This is a genomic window from Sabulicella flocculans, from assembly GCF_045449635.1.
GTDB lineage: Bacteria > Pseudomonadota > Alphaproteobacteria > Acetobacterales > Acetobacteraceae > Roseococcus.
Map to the genome: position 1 here is coordinate 16,439 of NZ_JBJJBR010000017.1, position 21,955 is coordinate 38,393.

22 protein-coding genes are annotated in these 21,955 nt (G+C 65.2%); 14 read left to right on the forward strand and 8 right to left on the reverse strand.

Annotated elements, in window-relative coordinates; translation table 11 throughout:
- Positions 1 to 17: 17 nt before the first annotated feature.
- The gene (locus ACI6QG_RS14670; RefSeq protein ID WP_407025322.1) at positions 18 to 2,027 is read right to left on the reverse strand and encodes a DNA/RNA helicase domain-containing protein; all 2,010 of its coding nucleotides are present in this window, start codon (positions 2,025 to 2,027) and stop codon (positions 18 to 20) included.
- A 179-nt stretch (positions 2,028 to 2,206) separates the two neighbouring features.
- On the opposite strand from ACI6QG_RS14670, the gene ACI6QG_RS14675 reads away from it, so the two are divergent.
- The 8 genes from ACI6QG_RS14675 (at position 2,207) to ACI6QG_RS14710 (ending at position 12,562) form a co-directional block, all read left to right on the forward strand.
- The gene (locus ACI6QG_RS14675) at positions 2,207 to 2,920 is read left to right on the forward strand and encodes a GIY-YIG domain-containing protein (RefSeq protein WP_407025323.1); all 714 of its coding nucleotides are present in this window, start codon (positions 2,207 to 2,209) and stop codon (positions 2,918 to 2,920) included.
- 302 nt (positions 2,921 to 3,222) lie between these two features.
- Positions 3,223 to 3,426, forward strand: coding sequence for a hypothetical protein (locus ACI6QG_RS14680; RefSeq protein ID WP_407025324.1), 204 nt, complete (start codon positions 3,223 to 3,225; stop codon positions 3,424 to 3,426).
- A gap of 6 nt (positions 3,427 to 3,432) precedes the next feature.
- Positions 3,433 to 4,803, forward strand: a complete 1,371-nt coding sequence (locus tag ACI6QG_RS14685) for an aminotransferase family protein (protein ID WP_407025325.1) — start codon at positions 3,433 to 3,435, stop codon at positions 4,801 to 4,803.
- A complete protein-coding gene (locus tag ACI6QG_RS14690) occupies positions 4,796 to 6,730 on the forward strand; it encodes a hypothetical protein (protein ID WP_407025326.1) in 1,935 nt (644 codons plus the stop codon). The genes ACI6QG_RS14685 and ACI6QG_RS14690 overlap by 8 nt, the downstream gene beginning before the upstream one ends.
- Positions 6,727 to 8,688: a D-alanine--D-alanine ligase family protein gene (locus ACI6QG_RS14695; protein ID WP_407025327.1), complete on the forward strand. Its 1,962-nt coding sequence runs from the start codon at positions 6,727 to 6,729 to the stop codon at positions 8,686 to 8,688. Before ACI6QG_RS14690 ends, ACI6QG_RS14695 begins: the two co-directional genes overlap by 4 nt.
- A 794-nt stretch (positions 8,689 to 9,482) precedes the next feature.
- Entirely contained in the window at positions 9,483 to 10,136 is a 654-nt protein-coding gene (locus tag ACI6QG_RS14700) for a hypothetical protein (protein WP_407025328.1), read from the forward strand.
- The gene (locus ACI6QG_RS14705) at positions 10,120 to 11,310 is read left to right on the forward strand and encodes a helix-turn-helix domain-containing protein (protein ID WP_407025329.1); all 1,191 of its coding nucleotides are present in this window, start codon (positions 10,120 to 10,122) and stop codon (positions 11,308 to 11,310) included. Before ACI6QG_RS14700 ends, ACI6QG_RS14705 begins: the two co-directional genes overlap by 17 nt.
- A gap of 115 nt (positions 11,311 to 11,425) precedes the next feature.
- Entirely contained in the window at positions 11,426 to 12,562 is a 1,137-nt protein-coding gene (locus ACI6QG_RS14710) for a DNA methyltransferase (RefSeq protein ID WP_407025330.1), read from the forward strand.
- Here ACI6QG_RS14710 and ACI6QG_RS14715 read toward each other — a convergent pair.
- The 7 genes from ACI6QG_RS14715 to ACI6QG_RS14745 all read right to left on the reverse strand — a co-directional run bounded on the left by ACI6QG_RS14715 (position 12,528) and on the right by ACI6QG_RS14745 (position 18,117).
- On the reverse strand, positions 12,528 to 13,544 hold the full coding sequence (locus ACI6QG_RS14715; protein WP_407025331.1) for a hypothetical protein: 1,017 nt from the start codon (positions 13,542 to 13,544) through the stop codon (positions 12,528 to 12,530). The genes ACI6QG_RS14710 and ACI6QG_RS14715 overlap by 35 nt on opposite strands.
- Positions 13,545 to 13,858: 314 nt before the next feature.
- Positions 13,859 to 14,305 carry a hypothetical protein gene (locus tag ACI6QG_RS14720; RefSeq protein WP_407025332.1) on the reverse strand — a complete coding sequence of 149 codons (447 nt, stop codon included), beginning with the start codon at positions 14,303 to 14,305 and terminating at the stop codon, positions 13,859 to 13,861.
- Entirely contained in the window at positions 14,302 to 15,651 is a 1,350-nt protein-coding gene (locus tag ACI6QG_RS14725) for a recombinase family protein (RefSeq protein ID WP_407025333.1), read from the reverse strand. The genes ACI6QG_RS14720 and ACI6QG_RS14725 overlap by 4 nt, the downstream gene beginning before the upstream one ends.
- Positions 15,648 to 16,148, reverse strand: a complete 501-nt coding sequence (locus ACI6QG_RS14730) for a DUF2924 domain-containing protein (protein ID WP_407025334.1) — start codon at positions 16,146 to 16,148, stop codon at positions 15,648 to 15,650. Before ACI6QG_RS14730 ends, ACI6QG_RS14725 begins: the two co-directional genes overlap by 4 nt.
- A gap of 273 nt (positions 16,149 to 16,421) precedes the next feature.
- Positions 16,422 to 17,033 carry a hypothetical protein gene (locus ACI6QG_RS14735; RefSeq protein ID WP_407025335.1) on the reverse strand — a complete coding sequence of 204 codons (612 nt, stop codon included), beginning with the start codon at positions 17,031 to 17,033 and terminating at the stop codon, positions 16,422 to 16,424.
- 68 nt (positions 17,034 to 17,101) lie between these two features.
- The gene (locus ACI6QG_RS14740; protein WP_407025336.1) at positions 17,102 to 17,383 is read right to left on the reverse strand and encodes a helix-turn-helix domain-containing protein; all 282 of its coding nucleotides are present in this window, start codon (positions 17,381 to 17,383) and stop codon (positions 17,102 to 17,104) included.
- Complete coding sequence (locus ACI6QG_RS14745; protein ID WP_407025337.1) at positions 17,380 to 18,117, reverse strand: ImmA/IrrE family metallo-endopeptidase; 738 nt, start codon at positions 18,115 to 18,117, stop codon at positions 17,380 to 17,382. The genes ACI6QG_RS14740 and ACI6QG_RS14745 overlap by 4 nt, the downstream gene beginning before the upstream one ends.
- A 299-nt stretch (positions 18,118 to 18,416) precedes the next feature.
- Between ACI6QG_RS14745 and ACI6QG_RS14750 the strand changes: the two genes are divergently transcribed.
- The 6 genes from ACI6QG_RS14750 (at position 18,417) to ACI6QG_RS14775 (ending at position 21,948) form a co-directional block, all read left to right on the forward strand.
- A complete protein-coding gene (locus ACI6QG_RS14750) occupies positions 18,417 to 18,995 on the forward strand; it encodes a sigma factor (RefSeq protein WP_407025338.1) in 579 nt (192 codons plus the stop codon).
- Positions 18,996 to 19,028: 33 nt separating this feature from the next.
- On the forward strand, positions 19,029 to 19,370 hold the full coding sequence (locus ACI6QG_RS14755; RefSeq protein ID WP_407025339.1) for a hypothetical protein: 342 nt from the start codon (positions 19,029 to 19,031) through the stop codon (positions 19,368 to 19,370).
- Between the two features lie 50 nt (positions 19,371 to 19,420).
- Positions 19,421 to 19,906, forward strand: a complete 486-nt coding sequence (locus ACI6QG_RS14760) for a hypothetical protein (RefSeq protein ID WP_407025340.1) — start codon at positions 19,421 to 19,423, stop codon at positions 19,904 to 19,906.
- The gene (locus tag ACI6QG_RS14765; protein WP_407025341.1) at positions 19,906 to 20,760 is read left to right on the forward strand and encodes an ATP-binding protein; all 855 of its coding nucleotides are present in this window, start codon (positions 19,906 to 19,908) and stop codon (positions 20,758 to 20,760) included. The genes ACI6QG_RS14760 and ACI6QG_RS14765 overlap by 1 nt, the downstream gene beginning before the upstream one ends.
- On the forward strand, positions 20,757 to 21,482 hold the full coding sequence (locus tag ACI6QG_RS14770) for a hypothetical protein (RefSeq protein WP_407025342.1): 726 nt from the start codon (positions 20,757 to 20,759) through the stop codon (positions 21,480 to 21,482). Before ACI6QG_RS14765 ends, ACI6QG_RS14770 begins: the two co-directional genes overlap by 4 nt.
- Positions 21,483 to 21,579: 97 nt before the next feature.
- On the forward strand, positions 21,580 to 21,948 hold the full coding sequence (locus ACI6QG_RS14775; RefSeq protein WP_407025343.1) for a DUF6511 domain-containing protein: 369 nt from the start codon (positions 21,580 to 21,582) through the stop codon (positions 21,946 to 21,948).
- Positions 21,949 to 21,955 lie beyond the last annotated feature (7 nt).

The window sequence follows — 21,955 nt, forward strand, 5'->3', positions numbered from 1 at the left end:
GGTCCGCGGGCGGCCGTTCAATCGGCGGCATCGGGGGTCCGGTCCGCGAGGACCCGGAAGCCGCAATCGACGAGCCTCCGGAAGGTCGCTTCCAGCTCCCGAAGCGGCGGAACGAACACCACCGTCGCGTCGCGGGCGCGGGTCAGCAGGACGCGGTAGGCGTTGGCGCGGAGCTGCCAGGGATCGGCGATCGGCACGCGCGGGCTGCGGTGCGGCTTCATGCGCGCGTTCGACCAATGCCCCCGTTCGTCCACGACGAAGTCTGTGCCCCACGCGAGGAGCACGGCATCGAGCTCCAGGCCCTGCGCCCCGAACTCGGTCTCACAGGCGTTCAGGTCCCGGCACGATCTGCGGCTCGGGGCCCCTTCGGGGTCGCCGTACCAAGGGCCGTGGAAACCGGGCGGCTTTTGGCCGCGGTTGTCGACGCCGAACGCCTCGAGCTCCTTGTCGCGGCTCGACGCGAGGATGCCGAAGCGGGCTTCGGCGTCGCCGGCATACCTGTCGCGCAGATAGGCCTTCGCCGCATCGAGGCCGCGCGTGACCAGGAGATCATGCCCCTGTTCGGCGAGCCTGGCGGCGATCGCGGCCAGGTCGGCCGCTTCGACGGGCGCACGACGAAGAAGCTCCGCCACGAAGCGGTGCAGTTCGGAGGCGAGGTGCGACCGGAGCGACTGGTCGAGGCTGAGCACCAGGTCCTGCTCGAACGGAAGGTCCCCAAACGCCCCGGCGACATGCGCCGGTCCGTGGACGGTCCAGTCGCTTCCTGACCGGCTGTGGCGGATCGCATCCGCCCACTGACCCAGGCCCGCTTCCTCGCCGCGGTTGATCTCCTGGCCGCCGCCAATAAGGCCGACGATGACGCACCAGCCCGGGACGCGGCCGGCGAACTCCACGAAGTGCTCCGGCTCGGACTTCGCCCCCGGATGGCCAACTGGAAGCTTGTGCTTCTCGGCGACCATGGCGGCGTCGTAGGCGCGCTGCGCCTCGTCGAAGACCAGGACGTGCTCGGGCGGTGCCGCTGCTCGGCGGCCTTCATACTGCTTCACGTAGTCCTTGACGCCCCTGACGAAGGCCTTGCCGCCGCCTCCCGCTCCCTTCAGCTCGTACTGCAGCACTTCGACCAGCGGCCCGTTTCCGGACAGGAACACCGCCGGCGCAGCGGGCCTCCTTCCGTCGCGCGGCGTGGCAAGGTCGTCGAGCATGTGCGCATGGACGACGCGGAGCCCGACGAGCGTCTTCCCTGCCCCGGGCACCCCGGTGAGCAGGACAAGGCGGCGGCTCCCCATGGCCGCGGCTTGGCGCGCAATCTCGGCGATCGCCGCCACCGCGCCGTCGGTCACGGCGGCGGCGCGGTGGACCCGACGGAGATCCCCGGTTCGGAAGAGCTCCCGCGCCGCCTCGACCAGCGTGGGGAGGGGGCGGTAGGCATCCGCGGCAAGAAAGCGCGCGAGGGTCACAGGGGAGCCCGCGGCATGCACCTGCGCAAGCAGCAGCTCCGGCAGCACGGCCGATCCCCGGACCAAGACGCCACGAGATTCGGTCTCGATCCGGGTACCTCGGGTTAGGACGAGCACGGGGACGACTGGCTGGTCGTGGCAAGCGTCGTGGTAGCAGCGGAGGTCCCGGGCGTAGGCGTGCGTCTGATCGATGTCCGCGTCGGTGGGGCCGCTCTTGCCCTTGAACTCGAGCACGACAACGGCAGCACCGATGAGTAGGACGGCGTCGGCACGGCGGGCCTCAAGCGGCATCTCGTACTCCAGCACGAGGCACCAGGATGCGGCCTCCGGCTGCGCCGCCAGGAGGACCGGGACGCAGGCGCGGAGCAGGCGGATCGAGTCGCGCCACGCCGTGACCTGCGATTCGCCGGCGTCGGGGACGAAGCGCTGAAGGGCAGCCAGTACCTGCCAGGGGTCGGTCTCGACGAAGATGGCGAGCGTGCCAGCCCACCCGTGCCGGGCGATTGCCTCCGATGGACCAGCGTCGGCGCTCGGCGCCGGACCGAGCGGCGCGCTACCCTGTCGATCCATTCGTCCCAATACTTCGCCTGCAGGAAAAGTGCGGGTGGGCCCAGCGCCCACCCAGATAGTCGGCAGCCTACGCTCCCGCGGGGACACAGCCTACGGCGCCCGGTGGCCATTTCTCAAACCCAATCAAGGAGCGCCAGGTGCATTGCGCGGCGTTCGCCCGGAGGCAAACTGCTCGGGCGATGAGTACCCCCCAGGACAGCACCATCCAGGGCCTGCGCTGCTTCTACGCTATCCTCGCTGAGCTCGAAGTGCGGCTGGGCGGTTTGCGACGTCTGGAGACATGCCGGCGGCAGGATGTCCCAGCCGCACGCGGCGTGTACTTCTTCTTCGAGGACGGCGAGGTTCGGGCCGGATCGGGTACCGGGCCACGTGTGGTCCGGGTCGGAACCCACGGCCTTGGGGCGGGTAGCGTCAGCACGCTCTGGAGCCGGCTTCGGCAGCACAGGGGCGCCGCGGGCGGTGGCGGAAACCAGCGCGGCTCAATCTTTCGCTGTCATGTCGGCGCTGCGCTGATGGACGCCGGCCTGGTCGAGACCGTGCTGGGCTGGTGGGAAGGCAGCAATGCGCCGCCCACGCAGCGCCGTGCCGAGGAGCACGTCGAGGTCGCCGTGAGCAGGGTCATCCGGCGGATGCCGTTCGTCTTCCTACCGGTCGACGATGCATCAGGACCAGCCAGCGAAAGAGGCTACTTCGAGCGCAATGCCATTGCGCTCCTCAGCGACCCAATCACCGGCAGCCTCGATCCGCCGTCGCCGACATGGCTCGGTCGCCACCCACGCGCTGCTGAGATTCGTCAAAGCGGCCTGCGGAACGTCCGGCACGTAGGCGAGACCGCGGATCCCGGGTTTGTCGATCGGCTGTGGCAGCGCGTCCGGGAAGCATCAAGGCAGTGAGATCGATCAAGCAGCCACCCCCTAGCGTGCAGCCTCGGGGTCCTGCACGGGAGGAGGTCCGCCGGCCACAGCGAGGTGCCAGTCGAGCAGATCGCTCCCGAGCTCACGGCGTATATGCATCGGCGGCCCTGCCGGCAGCGGCAGCGGCAGCGGCAGCGGCAGCGCGGCAACAATTGGCTTTGCCAGCAGTCAAGACATGGCGGCGTGGCTCCACGCCTTCATCGCTACAATCTCCTTGACCTCCCGAAACTCGATCAGCAACCTCGCATAGCAGCCGCGACAACACATCAAGGAGGGAGTCCATGTCCGATCAATCCGCGCAGCCCAGCGCAACGAAGCTCGACCCGGAGAGCCATCAGCGGTGGAAAGAGCTGCAGCTCAGGCGGATGGAACTGCATGTTCAAGCGTCGGAAGTCCGGCTTGAGCATGCGAAGGTTAAGCTCGATCTCGCTAAGCTTCATGATGACGAACTCACCGCTTTTGTAAGCGGTCCGCGCTGCTGGTGAACCAGTATGCTAGACGACCCATCGAGCGCAGCAGCTGATAGTAGCCTTAAAGCAAAAGCACTACAGTATGTTTGGCACCCGTTTCAGCGGCCCTCCGAGTACCGCGACCGTCAATATGTGTTTTGCTCGGGTCGAGGCCCCTATGTGACTGACTCATCAGGGCGCGAGTACCTGGACGCAATCTCCGGACTCTGGAATGTCAACTTCGGCTACAGCGAAAAGAGAATCTCCGATGCAGTCTCCGCTCAGCTGATGCGGATGCCCTTCGCGTCTCTGATCGTCGCGAGCCACGAGCCCGCAATTCAGCTCGCAGAAGCCATAGCGTCGCGCACTCCTGCCGGCCTGGAAGTGAGTTTCTTCACAAGTGGGGGTTCCGAGGCTGTCGAAAGCGCGATCAAGATTGCTCGCCACGCGGCGCTACGCCGCGGACAGGCGGCACGGCGTAACATTGTCGCACTAAGACGCTCGTACCACGGCATGAGCTACGGTGCGCTATCAGCCACAGGTATTGCGGAAGATCGGTGGCAGTACGGCGCTATGCTGTCTGACACCATTCACGCACCTGGCTACCAGGAGTTTTCTGATCGGGCCGATCCAACCACAGACGCCCTGGCCGCATTGCATAAAACGATCGAGTTTCTTGGCAGCCACACGTGCGCTGCGATCATTGCGGAACCAATATTGGGTGCCGGGGGCATGCATCCGAGTCCGCCAGGGTACCTACGCGGAGTCCGTGATCTTTGCGATCGAATAGGCGCACTCCTGATTTTCGACGAGGTAGTCTCCGGCTGGGGGCGATGCGGAAAGATGTTTGCCGCGGATCTATACGGCGTCGCTCCGGACATGCTGGTCCTGGCGAAGGGTATGTCCGGGGGCTATGCTCCATTGGGTGCGGTAGTTGTTCATCGCGCCATTTATGAGCTGTTCGACGGGCACGACGACAACACATTCATGCACGGCTTCACGTATGGAGGGAGTCCCGCGGGTTGCGCAGCCGCTTTAGCCAGTTTGTCAATCCTCGAATCTGATGACTTGCTCATCAAGATCGAGGCAGACGGAAAGTGGCTGCATGATGCAATGGAAGCAGAGCTAGCGCCGTTGCCATATGTGGGAGCAATCCGGGGCGCGGGCCTCATGCTCGGCGTCGATCTAGTCCTTCCAGACGGAACAGGTCGTCCTGCCACGCCCGAGTTCGGAGCGGCGGTTCGGAGGGAAGCACGGGACGCTGGCGTGATCATTAGGCCGACGTACGGAGGAGCTACATTTAACTTCGCGCCGCCCTTCATCTGTTCTCGCGGAGAGCTTGAACGCATTGTAAGCACAACGAAGGCAGCGATCCTTAAGGCGGCCTCGGAGTCGACTTTCGTGCATGCATGAGCCGCCTGTCCGCACCTGGGAGTTAGGCGACGACGACTTCGTGTGGGTGCCCGCCGCTCAAGCGACAGGCCGAACAATCGCATCCGCCGTTGCAGCGTCGCTTTTCGACGGGCTTCTAGCGCTGCCGCTGTTGGATGGTCCTGGTACTCAGGCAACCAAATGCCTGATTGAGGCGTCGGCACACCGTATGACCTCCTGGCGGCCGCAAGAAGCCGACGAGCGCTTTGCGGACGACTTCGTAGCGGTCGCATCAAGCCTCGAATCGCTGAACGCCGGTCTCATTGCTGTACACGGCTGTGATCCAATGCGATGGCCCGCTGCTATTCTCGCTTACGTCACTGGCCGTCGTCTCGTGGTAGTGCCCGATGCTGGCGCCGCTCTGCAGACCGCTGCGGCATCAGACTACCGATCAATCCTGTTTTGCACATCGATTAACAGCATGCCGAGTCTGTATGGAGCTCTTACGCCCTCCTTCCTGCGGCAAGCATCAGAAACTGGTATTGACACCGGTGTGGTTGCCGTCCGCAGCGTGGCCGAAGGTTGGGCCTGGCTCATTCGACGCTTATTCAAAAATAAGATTTACAAGAACTACAAAGGCATTCAGCTGATAGGTGCTGCCTCGTACGCAAACAGCGGCGTTGCAAGGGACTTATGCCTGACTGAGGCCGAATTCTCAGCCACGGATGCTGTTCGCCTTAGAACCCCTCACGGCGTTGCCATTCTTGAATTCCATTCTAAAGAAACATGCGGAATATTATCCGATACCGTTCTTTGCGGCCGCGCCCTGAGAGGAGTCTCAGCCTGCAGCGTCGATGCACTCGTTGCGCCGGGATGCGCGGTGGACGGGCAGTGCATCTGGAAAGACAAGGCGCGGTTCCCGGTTTCTGACCTTAATGCCGCGCACCTCATTTTCATCACGTGTTCGGGATTGCGGCTGTCAAACGGCGTTGCCGATCCAGATTACCAACTTGGCTTCTCTGCAATGGGCGGTTTTAGCCGCTCGCTCATTGCGCCAATAAAATTTGTCTACGCTCCCCAAAATCTTCATGACGCAGCATACGAGCTGGCCTTTGGAGTGGCCAAGCTAGGGGTCATCGCCAGTCAGCTCAATGCTGTTCTGGAGAGGAGCGGCCTAGACGAATCCTGCTTTGTACTTCTCGGCGATCCTGAAGACATAGCCACGGAATCTGCAAGTCAAACACATCATCAGCCACTCAGCGATCATACCGCCTCCAGTACGATAGCGCAGCAGACGCGAGCTGCAGTGTCCGCATACAGCAGTTCTCATGTAGCGAGGGGCTGCCTTGCAGGGCCCGCCAGCTTTTATGCAAACGTGGCGATAGGTCGGTCCGCCGACTGCGCCGGAATAGCAAGGTCAGCGGTCGAGACATGGGCAAGAGTTGACTGTGAGCGGAGTTTCTGGCTGTCTACTGCGTATGACGCAGCGGAACCGCATAAGCACTCACTCCGCGATCATTTAGCCTGCCGCGTCTGCGGTAACATCGCTTCCGTTTATCGGAGGCAGAGCCTTCAGCAGACATGGATGCGCGTCACTGAAATTTGTGAGCGTTGCGGGATTGTGGCGGACCTTCCTGACTCCCCACTTCACGCATCACTTGACGCTCCAGTCGCCTGCAAGCCCGGTGACCTCGTCCAAGTGCGGCTTACTATCGAAGCGCCCGCGTATGCCAGTATGGCTGCGAGCATTTCCATCGCACATGCTCACAGGTTTGGGTGGAAAACTCCATTACCACTCTGTCAAAATTTTGGTGGTGAGAGGATGGACTGGAGCGTAGTCTTGGAGGTGCCCGCCCGTTTTCCACCGCTCGTCCACTTCCTCCGCGGCTTCGTAGTTCTGAACCGGGAGCCGATCTTCTTAACACGCCCTCTGATTGTGGTTGCTAGCCGCGCGAGTTATTCGCCATGAGCGTCTTATTTCATCCGCCGTTTGCTCGCACTGAGGCAGCTGCTCTCGTGAAGCGCCGGATGTCGCTCCTGTGTGGTAAGCGCATCGCGCTACTATACGGCGGCTGGTCCGCTGAGGCGGATGTCTCCAAGCTGTCCGCGGAGAGCATAGGCGAGAGTCTAACTCGACTTGGGCTGCGTTGGGAGCTCATGGACGCCACTAAACTTCTCGAATCCTTAAAAAACCCCCAATTCGACATAGTGTTCAATGTGCTCTATGGCGAACTTGGCGAGGGTGGCGCAATAAAATCTTTGTTAAATGAGTGCGGCGTCCTATCTACTTACAGCGACGCCGAGGCAAGTTCTATTGCACTCGACAAGTGGCGCACAAAGCTTATTGTCGCTTCCAATGGCGTCAAAACGACAAAAAGTGCTGTTGCATGGCGTGGCTGCGAAGAAGCCTGCATCGCGGCCGTGACTAGCTGGGGCGTTTGGCCGGTCGTTTGTAAGCCACTCACGCAGGGTAGTAGCGTTGGTGTGTCTGTCGCAGTCGGCGTCGACGATTTAAGACAGCGCTTGAATGACACCGTTCAGCGCTTTCGAGATTGTCTTGTCGAACCTTATTTGCCTGGTCGCGAATATTCAGTTGCGGTGATGAGAATTGCGGGCGGTCCTGCTCGGGCGCTGCCCATCTTAGAGGTATGTAGCGCCAGCGCAAATGTTGGTGTCGTAAATTTGGACCAGAAATACGGTATGCAGCCGCTCACAATCGAATGTCCGGCGATTATTCCTGATGACAAGGCAGAACATCTTGCATCACAGGCAATCTCGGCATTTGAAGCGGTGGGTTGCTCGCCTGTCGCTCGCATAGATTTCCGGGAGGACGAGCGCGGCATACCCCAATTGCTGGAGGTTAATCATTACCCGGGCATGACAAAGCGCTCTTGGCTGCCGATGATGGCATCTAAAATCGGGCTATCTTTTGATCACCTGGTGCTGGAGATTCTCGCTGCTGCTCTTGACAGGGTGGATAGCGCTTCAATCCGCCCATTGCATCTGTCCCAACACGGACGGAGCGCGGCTGACCCGCCCGAAACGGTTGTGCTGAAAGGACGGAAGCCACCGTTTACGCGAGCCACCGACGAAGCAGTACAGCACTTGTCATCGCTGTTCGATGCAAGTTCTGAACTCTTTCCTGACTTCCTCGATCGAGCTCTGAATGGTGGGTCAGCGGCAAGGGTGCTCGAGGTTTTTTATGAGTCCGAGAACGATCGAATTGAGTCCAGAGGGGCGCTGGACGCGCTTGGCTGTCTCCGTCTCGGCCCATCGTTACTTGCAGTGGCCCTCACGGCTGACAAACTTAGACAGAAGGATCTGGCGCGAGCACTTGGTATACCTAGCCCTCGATGGGCTTTGGGGAACGACGAGGGGAGATGTGCGTCGCTCCAGTACCCCAGAGTTCGCAAGCGACGACGCGGAGCGATGAGCGAAGGCGTGGTCTACGAAGATGAACCGGCATCAGCCTGGCTTGGAGGCAGCGACATCATAGTCGAAGAGTACGTGCCAGGCCGCGAACTGTGCGTCGGAATTATCAGCGACTTAAATGGCCAGCTGACAGTTCTGCCCATCTTGGAAGTTATCTTCAGGAAAAACCGACGGTTGAATGATGCCTCAAATAAAGCGGAGCGCGCGGAGGCGTTTATATGTCCGGCGGAACTCGACGAATGGGTGGCAGCGAAAATTTGTTCGATGTCGGCCCAACTTCACGAGGCGATAGGACCAACGCCATGGTCAAGAACAGAGTGGCGGCTCGACGCTAACGGCGAGCCGGTCATGATCGAAATCGACCCAAGCCCAGGTTTCACTCCGACAAGCTACATGACAGAAATGCTCCGAGCTGCTGGATTGGATGTCCGGACGACAATTGAACGTTTATCGCGAAGGTCGGGCTTCGTGAGCCTCAGTGACTGCAGGGTTTAGGGTGCGTACAGCAGAGGGGCGCACGCGACACGGGCACCCGTCTGGACGGATGACTTTGCAACTTCGCTGATCGAAGTCTCTGATCTTCTGCCGGCATGGCCCCATTTTACGATAAATGGCCAGAGACTTTCGTCCCCTGGTGCCCACCGCTGCTCCAGTCGGCCTCATCACAACCTGCCTCTCCTGACCAGGACACCACGCTGAGGCGCAGGTTTCCTGGGATTTTCGGCTATGACCTTGATGGCGGAGGACCGAGAGGAGGGCGCGCTTTCTCTCGGAAATCGCGGAGACTCTCCGGGCCTTGAGGGTTGGGCGATTTCGCCAACAAGGCTCAACGTATTGTTTTCGCAGCAGCGCTGGCGCGCGTCGACTTCCGCGGTTCAGCAATCACTACCGCCCGAGCGGTGGGAGCAGTTCATCGCCGTGGCCCGCCGACGCTTTGCCCATTCCTGGCACGGTGCACTGACTGTCTCCGCGCCGACCAGCCTTTCGACGAGTTGACGGTCGAGCGGCGCGCCGACCTCGAGAGCCGCGCTGAGCCAGTAGAGGCTGCCCGGCGCTCGCGACGCGTCGGCCATCGCCGCCACGGCCCCGATCCACACCCGCGTCGGCGCCGTCCGTGACGGACGTCTTGGGTTCGCGCTCCGGCTGGCGTGCCGTCGTGTAGATCAGCTTCACCGACAGGTCCCGGCCTGGCGCCGCCGGCAAGCCAAAGAAGACGGTTGACAAACAGGCAGGAAATTCGGCATTGGTTGCGAGGGAGGGCCGCAATCTAGAGGAGAGTAGAGGCTTTCATGGATGTCGTGACCGCCGAGCAGTTCCTGCTGGACCAAGTGCCTGCCCGCTATCGCGCCCTCTTTCCCCCAGTCCTCAAGAACGCCTACGCCGCCGCCATGACCCTGGTGCGGTCCGAACCCATGCTGCAGATTCCCAGCGCCGAGGACGACCGCGGGCGGATTGTCTCCTGGGCCGTGGACAAGGGGGTCCTTGGGCTCATCGAATCGGGCCGCTGGCCGGTCGACTTCCGCTGGGCGCCCTTCGCCAAGCCGACCGGGCGGTATCTTCAGGTCCGCCTGACGCATTCCATGCTCAGCATCTCCCAGGTGGCAAACCCCCGGGTGCAACCGCGCAACGTGCAGTTCCGGCAAAATGCCCGACTGCACAACCAGCCTTACTTCAACCTGCAGGAGTTCGAGGACGCGCGCCGGGTCGCCGGCCTGCCCACGTTCCTGCTGGTCCACGGCTACCAGAACCTCGAGTTCGCCCACTTCGGCGTCCCTCACCCCCTGCACAAGCGTGACTACATCTACCGCACGCCTAACCTAATGCTGCTGCCGCACGAGGTGCCGGAGGAGGTGCCGCCGGTGGAGCAGACTGACACCGAGGCCGTAATGACGTTGAAGGCCGATATCGAGAAGTGGCGACGGGATAATGGCTACGACCGATAACATCGTCGCCTTTACGCAGACTCCGCGCGGGACCTCCGCCGGGCGACGCTTGAACCCGACCCGCCTGCGAGACGCGCGCATCGCCAAGCGCTTGAACCAGTCGGAGCTGGCCGCGATCGTCGGGGTGACGCGGCAGGCGATCTCCGCCTACGAGCAGGGCGAAAAGGCCCCTGAAGCAGCGACCCTCTCGCAGATCGCCGCTGCCCTCGGGCAGCCGCTGGCCTTCTTCACTGCCCAGGACCGGCCCGGGTTCGGCCCCTTCGGCGCGCGCTTCTTCCGCGCCGTTGGCGCAGAGACGAAGCGACGCAACCTGATGTCCGACGTCTATGCGAACTGGATGGTCCAGACAGCCCACTACTTCGATGACATGGTGAACTATCCACCGGTCAGCCTGCCGTCCTTTACCCCAGGCAACCCGGACGGCAGCTACACCGCCGAGGAGATCGAGGAGGCGGCGGCGGAGTGCCGGAAGGCATGGGGGCTGGGCCTTGGTCCGCTCTCCAACGTTCTGGCCCTCCTCGAGGGCAAGGGGGTGGTGTCGGCACGACTGCGCATGGTGGGCGAGCGCGTTGAGGCCTTCTCCTTTTGGAACGGCGCCCGGCCTTTCGTCTTCCTTGCTTCCGAAAAAGAGTCGGCTGCGAGGGCACGTTATGACGTCGCCCACGAATGCGGGCATCTGGTGCTCCACCGCGGCGTTGGGCAGGAGGACGTTGAGGATCCAAAGGTGCTGCGCCGTATTGAGGACGAGGCGAACCGCTTCGCTGGAGCGCTCCTGCTGCCACGCCAGTCCTTTCCCAATGAGGTGTTCACCACCCGGCTGGACGCATTTGTCGAGCTGAAGATGCGCTGGAAAGTTTCCATCCAAGCGATGGTCTACCGATGCAAGGACTTGGGCGTCTTTGACGAGTACCAGATCACCAATCTCTACAAGCAGATTTCTGCCCGCAAGTGGCGCACCAAGGAGCCGCTGGACGATCCGAACAGCAATCCGCTGGAGCAGCCGAAGCTCCTGCGCCGTGCCGTCACGATGGTGCTCGACGCAAACCGCAAAACGCCTGACGACCTCGCGGCCGAACTCGCGCTGGCGCCCGGCATTATCGAGACTCTGTGCAATCTGGACGAGGGAACGCTGTCAGCAGTCGAACCGATGCTTCCGCAGCCGAGCTTGCGGTGACGCCTCCCTCTTTCCATCGGGTGCCGCCGGACCAACAGGGTCGGGCAACGGTTGGTTGACACTGGATTCCAGTGGTCTTTAGACAGGTCGTCTCTGGGAACTGGCCGCGAATCCGATGAACGACTCTGCCTCTCGTAGTGCTCAGGTCGCCAGCGCGGCAACGGAAGAGCTAACATCGGTTCCTGAGCCGCAGAAGCGAAAGCGTGAGCCCACCTCGACAGTGGGTCGCGGGAAGGCTGTCACGCTCGCCAAGGCCCCCGACACGACCGAGTGGGCCGATGAGCTATGCTCCATCGCTCTTGCGGATAGCATGACGCAGTATGCGCGCTGGGACGATCCACAGGTCATCGTATCCGATGGCGCGTATGGTGTGCTCGGCTTCGAGGGCGACACCTCGAACCACACCGGTATGCCCGAATGGTACGAACCGCACATCGCTGAATGGTCGAAGCGCGCGACCGCGCAGACGGTGCTCTGGTTCTGGAATTCTGAGATCGGTTGGGCGGCCGTGCACCCCATCCTAGAGCGCTACGGCTGGCGCTACATCAACGCGAACATCTGGGACAAGGGCCTCGGCCATATCGCGGGCAACGTGAACACCGCGAAGATACGGCGCTTCCCCGTCGTCTCTGAAGTATGCGTGCAGTACGTCTTCGAGGCGCGCATCGATGGGCTGCTACTGAAGCATTGGCTCTTCCGAGAATGGAAGCGCACGGGCCTGCCGATCCGAAAGTCCAATGAGGCGTGCGGCGTTGCCGATGCCGCCACGCGCAAGTACCTCGACCAAGGGCACCTCTGGTACTGGATGCCCGAGGAGATGTTCGAGAAGCTCGTGGTGTACGCCAACGCCCACGGTAAGCCCGAAGGCCGTCCCTACTTTTCGCGTGATGGGCGCACGCCGATGACGGGCGCCGACTGGCGCAAGACTCGCGCGCCGTTCTCGTGCCCGCATGGGGTTACGAATGTGTGGCAGCGGCCTCCGCTGCGCGACGGTGAGCGTGTCAAGACCAACGGGACGTCCGGCAAGGCCGTCCACCTGAACCAGAAGCCGCTCGATCTCATGTCGATGATCATCAAGGCGTCGGCATTGCCTGGCGCCGTGGTCTGGGAACCGTTCGGCGGCCTCTTTACCGGCTGTGTGGCAGCGCGTCGGCTCGGGCTCCGCGCGTTTAGCGCCGAGACCGACCCGACCTACTTCCAGTACGGAATGCAGCGCCTCATTCAAGAAGGTCAGTCGGATCGGCTTCTGTAATCCCAAGGCGGTCCTTGAGGACCTGTGCCAATCTGGCCTCAGCGTCGGCCACGCGGGCCGTAAAGCGAGCAATGAGCGCCGCGCTGCTTTTGAGGAGCACGGCTTTCGCAAGTGCCTTCCGTGCCTGCTCGGCGCTGCGGAAGAGGCGATCCCACTGGGCTATTGTCAGGCCGTGCACCTTTGTGCGCATCACCCGCGCCTTGAATTCTTCAAGGCCAGTATGCACGATCCGGTCCATCTTCGCGTAGTTCGTATCCAAGCGGTAGGTCAGGAGCGCCATCAGCTCCTTGAGCTTGTCCTGGTAGGCGGGGTCTGGGCTGTACGCCTTTCCGTTCGCGCCCCATGACGCGATGAGCTTATTTGCTGCGGCAATACGCGCTGAGTCGGCTGTTTGAATGCGGTAGCCGTTCGTGTTGGTCTGCTGAAGATTGATTGTCCGCGCCGTCGTGTCCTCGGGCTCGCGTACGACATAGAATGGCGGATTGTGGTAGTGATTGTCTCGCGCCTCCGCTACCGACCTTCCTGAGACCACCACCACGTCAAGGATGTAAGGCTTCCCGTAGATGATGTGCTCCGGCAGCCAGGCCAGCATACAGACATACGTGTTGTCATGGATGAAATGGGCCTGCGAGTCCTTGAAGCGGGCGGTGATCTCCGTCGCGAGCGGGAACCATGCCTTGATCTCGAAGCCAGGCGTGGGGCTCACGCCGTCGAACACCGTATCCGGAAAGCCAGGGTCCTGCCGCCGCCACTTGCCTACGCCGCCGAAGTCTTTCTGTTTGTTGAGGAATTCGACGGTGTTGAACTCGATGAGATTCCCCAAGAGGGGCGACAGCTTCGACACGACCTTCGAGAGATTCACCGCTGCCGCTGCGCTAATGGGCTTGGAGACTTCCAGAACGTCGAAAACGTGGCCGGTCAGGTCTTCCAGATGCCCTGAAGCGCGCTGGATTATGGTCCCTGTATCGAGCGCAACACTCACCGATTCGTCCCCCTTTGCTGGGGAAAAATCGCACGCTTACACTCGACCTGTCACTAATCCCCTCGGCCGCAGAGTTCCTAAAGCCGTCGTGGCAATCTGAATGGCAAAAGGACACTGGCCACGAGACCAAGCAGATAGCCCTGCGTGCTCCGCGGCGACGGTTCTTCAAACGGTCGGGCGTACTGGCAACGTCCTTTCGGGCGGAGTTCCGTGGGCGCCCGGTGTCCGAGGGCGCCCCTGCCGAGCACACCAAGTGGCCTCAAGGCACCCATCGAGCTGGAAGAGCGGGACAGATTTCTGGAGTTCTTGAAAGCCTACAGCGCCCGAGCCGACCGAGGCGGCTCACTGACGGAAGAAGCGCGCTGGATGCGACCAGTGGCAGCTTCGGCGCGCTGCCTGTCCCACTCCACTGGAAACGGCTTCAGCAGTTCCGCCAGCATCATCCCCTCTGGCTGCCGCCCGTTCAGGATGGCCTCGACGATCGGCGGCGCCAGCAGAGTGAGGCGCATGAGGCAGCCGAGATAGCCACGCTCGATCTTCTCCCCGTCCGCCATCTCACTGATTGACGCATAGCGGCCCTCATCCAGCAGCCGCTGATACCGGAACGCTCGCGCCAGCGCCTTCACCAGCGCCGGGTCCGCGCGCGTGGCGATCGTGGTGTCAGCGGCAGCGGTCGCGACCGGCGTGACCACTGTCTTCCTTCCCGGCCGCCGGCGGATCTTCAGCAGCACGCGCACGGTGATGCTGGTGGGGGCGCTCATGCGACCCTCCGCGTAGCCGGCGCCATCGCGCCGAGGTCCCTGACCAGCCCTGCGAGCCCCTCGACGCGCAGGCGGATGTCCGCGCCGTCCCGCCCGATAACGACGCGCTCGACCAGCGCGTACACGATCCGCGCCTGCTCAGCCGGGAACAACTCGTCCCAGAGCGGGTCCAGCCGATGCAGCGCATCTCGCACCTCCCGTTCCGTCAGGTCAGGAGCGTCCTTCCGTGCCGCGAGCCAGGTGCCGACCACGATCTCGGGCTGGCGCAGCAGCGCGCGCACCTGGGCGATCACCGCACCCTCAATCTCGGCGGCCGAGACGCGCCGCACGATGCCGTGGTCGCGGTCTGGCCCGCCCTTCAACACGCGCTGGGCGACGTAGTAGCGGTAGTGCCGCCCCTTCTTCACGCAGTGCGTTGGCGACAGCGCCCGGCCATCGACGCCGTAGATAAGCCCCTTCAGCAGCGCGGGCGCCTGCTGTCGGTTCTGCGCAGCACGGCTCCGCGGGCTGACCTGCAGGATTGCGTGCGCGCGGTCCCATAGCTCCCGCGGCACGACCGCCTGATGCTCGCCGGGATAGACCTTCCCCTTGTGTTCGACCTCGCCGATGTAGGTCCGCAGGTTCAGGAACTTGTAGACGTCGCCCTTGTCGAGCGGGCGGCCGGTCTTCGCGGTCAGGGCCTCGGCCTGCATCCGGCGCACCGTCTCGACGCCCGAGCCGGTCTCGACGAACAGCTCGAACACGCGGCGCACGCGGGCAGCCTCCGGGTCGTTCACCACCAGCTTCCGGTTCACGACGTCGTAGCCGAGCGGCACCTTGCCCCCCATCCACATGCCGCGCGCCTTCGACGCCGCGACCTTGTCCCGGATGCGCTCGCCGATGATCTCGCGCTCGTACTGCGCAAAGCTGAGCAGGATGTTCAGCGTCAGCCGGCCCATGGACGTCGTCGTTGAAAAGGACTGGGTCACACTCGTGAAGGTGACGCCGTGCGCCTCGAACGTCTCGATCAGCTTGGCGAAATCCATCAGCGAGCGGCTGAGCCGGTCGATTTTGTAGACAACGATCACATCGACCAGCCCGGCCTCGATGTCGGCCAGCAGCCGCTTCAGGGCGGGGCGGTCCAGCGTGCCGCCGGAGAACCCGCCATCGTCGTAGCGGTCGCGCACCAGCACCCAGCCCTCGGCGCGCTGGGAGGCGATGTACGCCTCGCAGGCCTCGCGCTGCGCGTCGAGCGTGTTGAACTCCTTGTCGAGCCCCTCGTCTGTGGACTTCCGCGTATAGACCGCGCAGCGCAGCTTCTTCGTGGTGGCCGGCATCACCGTGGCGGCGGCGGCGCGCGTCCTCATGCCGAGGCTCCCGGCTGGCGCAGCCCGAAGAACACCCAGCCGTTCCAGCGCGTGCCGGTGATGTGCCGAGCTATGGCGGAAAGCGACCGATAGGGTCGGCCCTCGTACTCGAAGTCGTCGGCGCGCACCGTGACCACGTGCTGCACGCCGTCGTACTCGCGGATGAGCCGCGTCCCCGGCAGCGGCCGGCTGTCGGCGCGGACCCGGCGCAGCACCACGTTGCCGCCGTCGAGCTGCTCACCCAGCGCCTCGAGCCGTGCCCGCGTCTCCGGCTTGAGGCCCCCATATGCGAGCTCTTGCACCCGGTAACTGAGCCGACTGACCAGGTACGGCCGGTTGAAGGGTGGCGGCTCCTTGCCGAACAGGGCCCGCCACTGGTCCTTCAGCTCCGTCGCCGTCGCTGTCTGCAGCGCCGCGAGGCGCGGCAGGACCTGCGCGGGCGGGATCTTCGGCACAATGGGCGCCGGCGGCGCGGCGCTGCCCTGCTTCGCCTTCATGTTCGATGGTCGGGTCATGCGACTCCCTTTCTCCTGGGGTTCGCATGGACGCGCTGCCGGGCGGTGGAGTGTAGGCGAACGTCTCCGAGCCCGCGGCCGTCTTCGGCATCGCGCGCGAGATCCTCGGCAGCGCGGCTGCGCAGCCGCAGCAGGCCGCGCGCGAGTAGGTCGCATACCTCGCGAAGATGCGGCGGCAGGTGCAGGTTCGTGTGCGGCTTCGGTCGGGTGCTCACACATGGACCTACCCGCCGCCCCGGTAATCCGTCCCACCGCTCAGGCCGGCAGGCGGGCAAGCGCCTCCTGGTGCCGCCGCCACAGCAAGGCGATCTTCTTCTTCACGGTGCTGCGGTCGGGATGCTGGTCCCGCGCGGCGAACCAGTCCTCCATGCGCCGGACCATCGCGGCCTGGCTCGCCGGCATGCCGTCGAACTGCATCGACACGGCGACCTCGCACCAGAACTCGTCCCAGTCGTACTTCGGCGCCGCGCCCCGGGCTCCGACGCGGATCGGCGGCGGTGGTGGCGCGGCCGCTGCCACCTCCTGTGCCGCCTCGAAGCGCTCGAGCTCCACGTGGCGAAGGACGAGCCTGTCTCGGGGCACGTTGAAGGCGTCCGTGTCGGCATCACGTGACCACAGACTGCGATAGCGACCCTGGTCCGCTCGGAACGACGTGACGTCATGGCCACCGGCCGTCATCACCTGCCAGACGTCGTGCGGCCAAAGGTCGAGCGTGCCGGTAAACCAATGCTGCCGCTCGGGGATGTCCACGAAGTGCCCATCCTCCATCTCCTCGACGGAGCCCTCTTCGAGCGGCAGCCTGACCACCACGACCGACAGCGTCAGCTCGCCGGCGATGGCGAAGTTCGCAATGTCGAGCTCGGTCACCGACCAGCGCTGGCACAGCTCCGCCAGACCGTAGCAAGGCTTCCTCAGGATCCTCGGCGCCACCGCAGTTACCCCTTGTTGATGGCCCGCATCCGCCGGTACGCGAGCACTACCTTGGCCATGTCCTTGCGCATGTCGGGCGGCAGGCGCTGCGCCTCCACGAATAGATCGTCCATGCGCACGCCGAGGATGGCGGCGGCGCGCTCGATCAGCTCGTCGCGCGGTGGCTTCTCGTGGTCGCGTTCGATCCGCGACCAGTAGGCCGGCGAGATCTCCAGGCGCTCGGCGAAGTCGTTGAGCCCAATGCCGAGCGCGGTACGGCGCTCGCGCACGACCGACCCGAAGCTCACGGCAGCATCCCTCCCTCCACCAGACGGTAGCGCGCCAGGCGCACCCGCACGAACCGATCCGATACCCCGAAGTCGCCGGCGACGGCGGCGACGACGCCTGCCAACGCGTCGGGCGGGTTGCCCGCCGCGAGCACGCGGCTGCCCTGCCGGCCGCGGTGCGCGGCGTGGACGGTGCGCAAGCCCTCCGCCCGCGCATGCAGGAGCAGCCGCAGGTGCAGCGGTACCGGCGGGGCGAGTAGCGCCCCCATGAACTCGTTCGCCCGCCGCTCGGAGGCGGCCGCGGTGCGGTCGAGCAGCGCGTCCGGGTCGGCGGTGACGGAGCGGTAGCGGCGCGCCGGCGCCCCCAGGGCGGCGGGTATGTCGAAAAGCACGTGGCCGAGTTCGTGCGCCGCGGTGCTGGCGGCGAGATCCGGCCGGCCGGCCACCATGCGCGCATTGACCGACACCAGCGCGGTGTCCGGCAGATCCGGATCGGTCTCGCAGACGCCGAGCACGGGCACCCCTGCCTCGTCGTGCACGGGATGCGCCAGGTCCCAGGCCACGGCGACCGCGCGCCCGTTGGCGCGGACCTCGCGCGCCGCGGCGACCAGGGCCTCAGCGCCCAGCGCAAAGCCCTCGTGCCCGGCCATGGCCTGGCGGCGCACCTGGGCGGCGACGGCCCAGAGCGCCTCGGCCGAGAGCGGCCGAGGCGCGCCGGAGGCGGCGTGGTGCGGGTACTGCACGACGATCGTCATGCCCCGAGGCGTGCCAGATCGTTGCGCGATTCGTCAATGACTATGTTCCTCTCTTGTTCGCTTCTCCCCGATATCCACCGTTCCCACGGCCCGGGCGAGCACGCACCAGCGCGGGTGCGAATGGGGCGATGTTCGTCCAGCGGTGTCGGGCTCCGCGGCCTAAGTTATTGATACTGCATTGGGGAATAGATCGGCGCGGCGTCCAATTCCCCATTCCGCCCCATTGCGCCTCCACCCGCGGCTCCGTGGCGTGATTGTTTCCGGGCGCTACAGCCCACCCACCCGGAGCCGTCCCGCCGATGCCGCAGCCACTCTCGCTCGCCGATCTCTCGCGCCTCCACCCCATCGCGGCTCGGGAGGCGCACCGTGTCTGCCGCATCGCGCGGCTGCCCACCCACGAGCGGGAGGACGTGCAGCAGGAGATGCTGCTCGACCTGCTCGGCCGGCTCGCTGCCTTCGACCCGGCCCGCGGCTCCCTCGAGGCCTTCGCCACCGTCTGCTTCCGGCACCGCGGCATCCGGCTCGCCGAGCGCTTCCGTCGCGAGCGCGCCGCGCGCGACGAGCGCGGCCTCGATGACCCGCTGCCCGGCACCGGCGAGGAGCACCTCACCCTGGCCGAGGTGATCCCGGAATCGGAGGGCTATGCCGCCTGGTGCGGTCAGCAGACCGATGCCGTGGCCGCGGTCGAGCGACGGCTCGATCTGGACCGGGCCGGCGCCGCGCTCGACGGGCGCGACCATCCGATCTGCGCGGCCCTGGTCGAGCACACCCCGCACGAGCTCGGCCGACGCGGCCCGCTTCCTCGCTCGGTGCTCTACCGCCGCGTAGCGGAAATGCGCCTCCGGCTCCTCGCCGCCGGCATCACCGCGGTGGCCTGAGACGGATCGGCAAGAGCCTGGGTAGGGCCGAGTATGGACACACGCATCCCCGACACCCCGACCACGCAGCGCCCGCTCAGCGAGGCGGCGCTTTGCGCCTGGCTCGGCGCCGCCGGCCCCGGCGACGCCCTCGTCTACCACCGAGGCGCCCTGGCGCGGCAGCTCTGCCCGCAGCTCGGCTGCCTCCCCATCGAGCAGCGCACCGCCCTCGCGCGGCTCGCGAACCGCGCCTGGAAGCTGGCGGAGGCGGGCCTCGCCGACCTCCTGCAGCGTCGCCGCGGCTTCGAGGACTACGAGTACATCCTCGTCGCCCGCCGCCGTCCGCGCCGCATCGCGTCCGCGGTCCTGCCGCTCCTGCTGGCGGAGGCCGCCTGATGGAGGGGCGCAGCAATCGGCCGACGCTCGACAGCGTCCGTCATCTGCCCGTGGGCGAGGTCATAGCACTGCCGGCCGAGCACCTCGCTCTGCTGCAGGCCGACGCGCGCGAGGCGGTCGAGGCCGCGAAGCGCCTGCAGGACTGGATCGAGGCCGCGGTGGCGCTGCGCTACGAGCAGCGCGCCATCGGCGCCCGCGCTGCCGCCGGCAAGGACACCGGCACGGTGCGGTTCCAGGACGGCGCGGTGGAGGTCGCGGTCGAGCTCCCGAAGCGCGTGGAGTGGGACGGTCGGCGCCTCGCCGCGCTCGCCGAGCAGATCCGCGCGGGCGGCGAGGACCCGGCCGAGTACATCGAGACGGCGCTGCGCGTCTCGGAGCGCGCCTACGCCGCCTGGCCTGAGCGCATCCGCCAGGCCTTCGAGCCGGCCCGCACGGTGCGGACTGGCCGAGCGGTCTACCGCCTGACGATCTGCTCCGAGCGCGAGCTGCGCGACGGCGGGTACGCGCCGGATGGTGCCACCAGGGAGGCGCGCTGATGCCGCTGCGCATCGTCACCGCGGACGAGCGTCTCTCCGCCGTCGCGAACAAGACCACCATGGCGTTGTTCGGCCCGAGCGGCGTCGGCAAGACCACGCTGGTCAAGACGCTGCCGCACGAGACCACGCTCTGCGTGGATCTCGAGGCTGGCATGAAGTCCGTCCAGGACTGGCCCGGCGACAGCATCCCCATTCGCTGCTTCAAGGATGCGATCGACCTCGCCTGCCTGATCGGTGGCGTGAACCCTGCCGCCGATCCGAACGGCTTCTTCTCGGAGGCGCACTACCAGCACCTGACCGCGGCGCATCCCGACCTGGTGCGGCTGCTTACCGGCAAATCCATCGTGTTCCTGGACAGCATCACCGATCTCACGCGCCAAGCGATGGCCTGGGCCAAGACCCGGCCTGAGGCCTTCTCGGAGAAGACCGGCAAACCCGACACCCGCGGCGCCTACGGCCTGCTCGCCCGCGAGGTCATCGGCCTGCTGAAGCACCTCCAGCACGCACCCGGCAAGACCACGATCATGGTCGGCATTCTGGAGAAGGTCACTGACGAGTTCGGCAAGGTCACGTGGCAGCCGCAGATGGAGGGCGGCAAGGCCGCGCGCGAACTCCCGGGCATCGTCGATCAGGTCGTCACGATGGGGCTGTTTTCGCGGGACGGCGACGCCTGGCGCCATGACCCTGAGCGCGGGACCGAGCGGCGCTTTGTGTGCACCGCCGCCAACAGCTTCGGCCTGCCGGCAAAGGATCGCTCCGGCCGGCTCAGCGAGACCGAGCCTGCCGACCTCGCGACCCTGCTCCGCAAGATCAACGCCACCAGCACCAATGCTGCCAAGGGAGTGACGCCATGACCTATGACATGAACGATGCCGAACTGCCGCGCGGCTCCGACCTCATTCCCGATGGCAGCTTCGTGAAGGTCACGATGCAGCTGCGCAAGGGCGGGCTCGACGGCCAGGGCGAGCACGATCGCGGCCTGCTCAAGCCCACCAAGACGCCTGGCAGCGATGTGCGCATGCTGGATTGCGAATTCACCGTCACCGCCGGCCCGCATATCCGGCGGAAGTTCTGGCAGACCTTTACCGTCGTCGGCGGCAAGGTGGATGAGCAGGGTGTGTCGATTGGCTGGAAGATCTCCAAGGGCATCTTCCGGGCGATGATCGACAGCGCCTGCGGGCTGGACCCGCAGGACATGTCGGAGGCGGCGCGTGGCAAGCGGGTGCTGCGCGGGCTCTCCGATCTGCACGGCATCACCTTCGCGGCCAAGATTCGCGTCGAGCCGGCCAGCGATCCGCGCTATGGCGACAGCAGCCGCCTGGACCGCGTCGTGCTGCCGGGCGAGCCGGAATACGCGAAGGTCATGGCCGGTGAGCCGGTCCCGGCTGCACCGAGCACGCGCCTGGTACGTCCGGCCGCTGCGTCCGTGACGGCTCCGCCGGCTTGGGCGGGACAGGCCACGGTTCCGAGTGCCGCATCTGCTCCGCGTGCCTGGGACCGGCCGGCAGCGCCCTCGCCTGCATCGCCGCCGCTGCAGGCGCCGATCGGCAACGGGCCATCCTGGTTGAACGGCTGATGCGCCGGTGGTTCGTCGTCGCTGGACACGATCGGCACAGCCGCGCGCTGCGGTCCAACCTGCGTCGCCGCCACGCGGCTGCTCGCCCGCGGACCAGGTGCTGCGCCTCACCTGCGCGCTCTGCGGGCGCGAGGCGCGGGGCTTCGGCTACACCCATCAGCTGCGCTGGGCGGAGATGCCGAGCTACCGCTTCTGCAGCATGCAGTGTTGCGAAGCGGGCGGCGCGCTGGCCGGACGGGGTGCCGGCGTGATCGACAAGACGCAGATGGAGGAGCGCGCCATCAAGGACGCGCGCCGGCCGCTCGCCGAGGTGCTGGTGGAGCTCCGGCTCATGGCGCCCTTCCACGACCGAAGCGCGGCGGAGATCGACCGCATCATCGAGGCCTGTGTCGACGGGTTCCAGGCCTCGATGCGGCGCCAGGCAGCCGAGCGCGATCCGCTCGACGACCCAATTCCTTTTAGCTGAGGGAGCA

Excerpts from the sequence above, each read along its gene's own strand:
- ACI6QG_RS14685 (WP_407025325.1), top strand. The coding sequence starts at position 3,433 with ATGCTAGACGACCCATCGAGCGCAGCAGCTGATAGTAGCCTTAAAGCA.
- ACI6QG_RS14695 (WP_407025327.1), top strand. The coding sequence starts at position 6,727 with ATGAGCGTCTTATTTCATCCGCCGTTTGCTCGCACTGAGGCAGCTGCT.
- ACI6QG_RS14680 (WP_407025324.1), top strand. The coding sequence starts at position 3,223 with ATGTCCGATCAATCCGCGCAGCCCAGCGCAACGAAGCTCGACCCGGAG.
- ACI6QG_RS14705 (WP_407025329.1), top strand. The coding sequence starts at position 10,120 with ATGGCTACGACCGATAACATCGTCGCCTTTACGCAGACTCCGCGCGGG.
- ACI6QG_RS14690 (WP_407025326.1), top strand. The coding sequence starts at position 4,796 with ATGCATGAGCCGCCTGTCCGCACCTGGGAGTTAGGCGACGACGACTTC.
- ACI6QG_RS14700 (WP_407025328.1), top strand. The coding sequence starts at position 9,483 with ATGGATGTCGTGACCGCCGAGCAGTTCCTGCTGGACCAAGTGCCTGCC.
- ACI6QG_RS14730 (WP_407025334.1), bottom strand. The coding sequence starts at position 16,148 with ATGAAGGCGAAGCAGGGCAGCGCCGCGCCGCCGGCGCCCATTGTGCCG.
- ACI6QG_RS14765 (WP_407025341.1), top strand. The coding sequence starts at position 19,906 with ATGCCGCTGCGCATCGTCACCGCGGACGAGCGTCTCTCCGCCGTCGCG.
- ACI6QG_RS14745 (WP_407025337.1), bottom strand. The coding sequence starts at position 18,117 with ATGACGATCGTCGTGCAGTACCCGCACCACGCCGCCTCCGGCGCGCCT.
- ACI6QG_RS14770 (WP_407025342.1), top strand. The coding sequence starts at position 20,757 with ATGACCTATGACATGAACGATGCCGAACTGCCGCGCGGCTCCGACCTC.
- ACI6QG_RS14675 (WP_407025323.1), top strand. The coding sequence starts at position 2,207 with ATGAGTACCCCCCAGGACAGCACCATCCAGGGCCTGCGCTGCTTCTAC.
- ACI6QG_RS14750 (WP_407025338.1), top strand. The coding sequence starts at position 18,417 with ATGCCGCAGCCACTCTCGCTCGCCGATCTCTCGCGCCTCCACCCCATC.
- ACI6QG_RS14755 (WP_407025339.1), top strand. The coding sequence starts at position 19,029 with ATGGACACACGCATCCCCGACACCCCGACCACGCAGCGCCCGCTCAGC.
- ACI6QG_RS14710 (WP_407025330.1), top strand. The coding sequence starts at position 11,426 with ATGAACGACTCTGCCTCTCGTAGTGCTCAGGTCGCCAGCGCGGCAACG.
- ACI6QG_RS14725 (WP_407025333.1), bottom strand. The coding sequence starts at position 15,651 with ATGAGGACGCGCGCCGCCGCCGCCACGGTGATGCCGGCCACCACGAAG.
- ACI6QG_RS14670 (WP_407025322.1), bottom strand. The coding sequence starts at position 2,027 with ATGGATCGACAGGGTAGCGCGCCGCTCGGTCCGGCGCCGAGCGCCGAC.
- ACI6QG_RS14720 (WP_407025332.1), bottom strand. The coding sequence starts at position 14,305 with ATGAGCGCCCCCACCAGCATCACCGTGCGCGTGCTGCTGAAGATCCGC.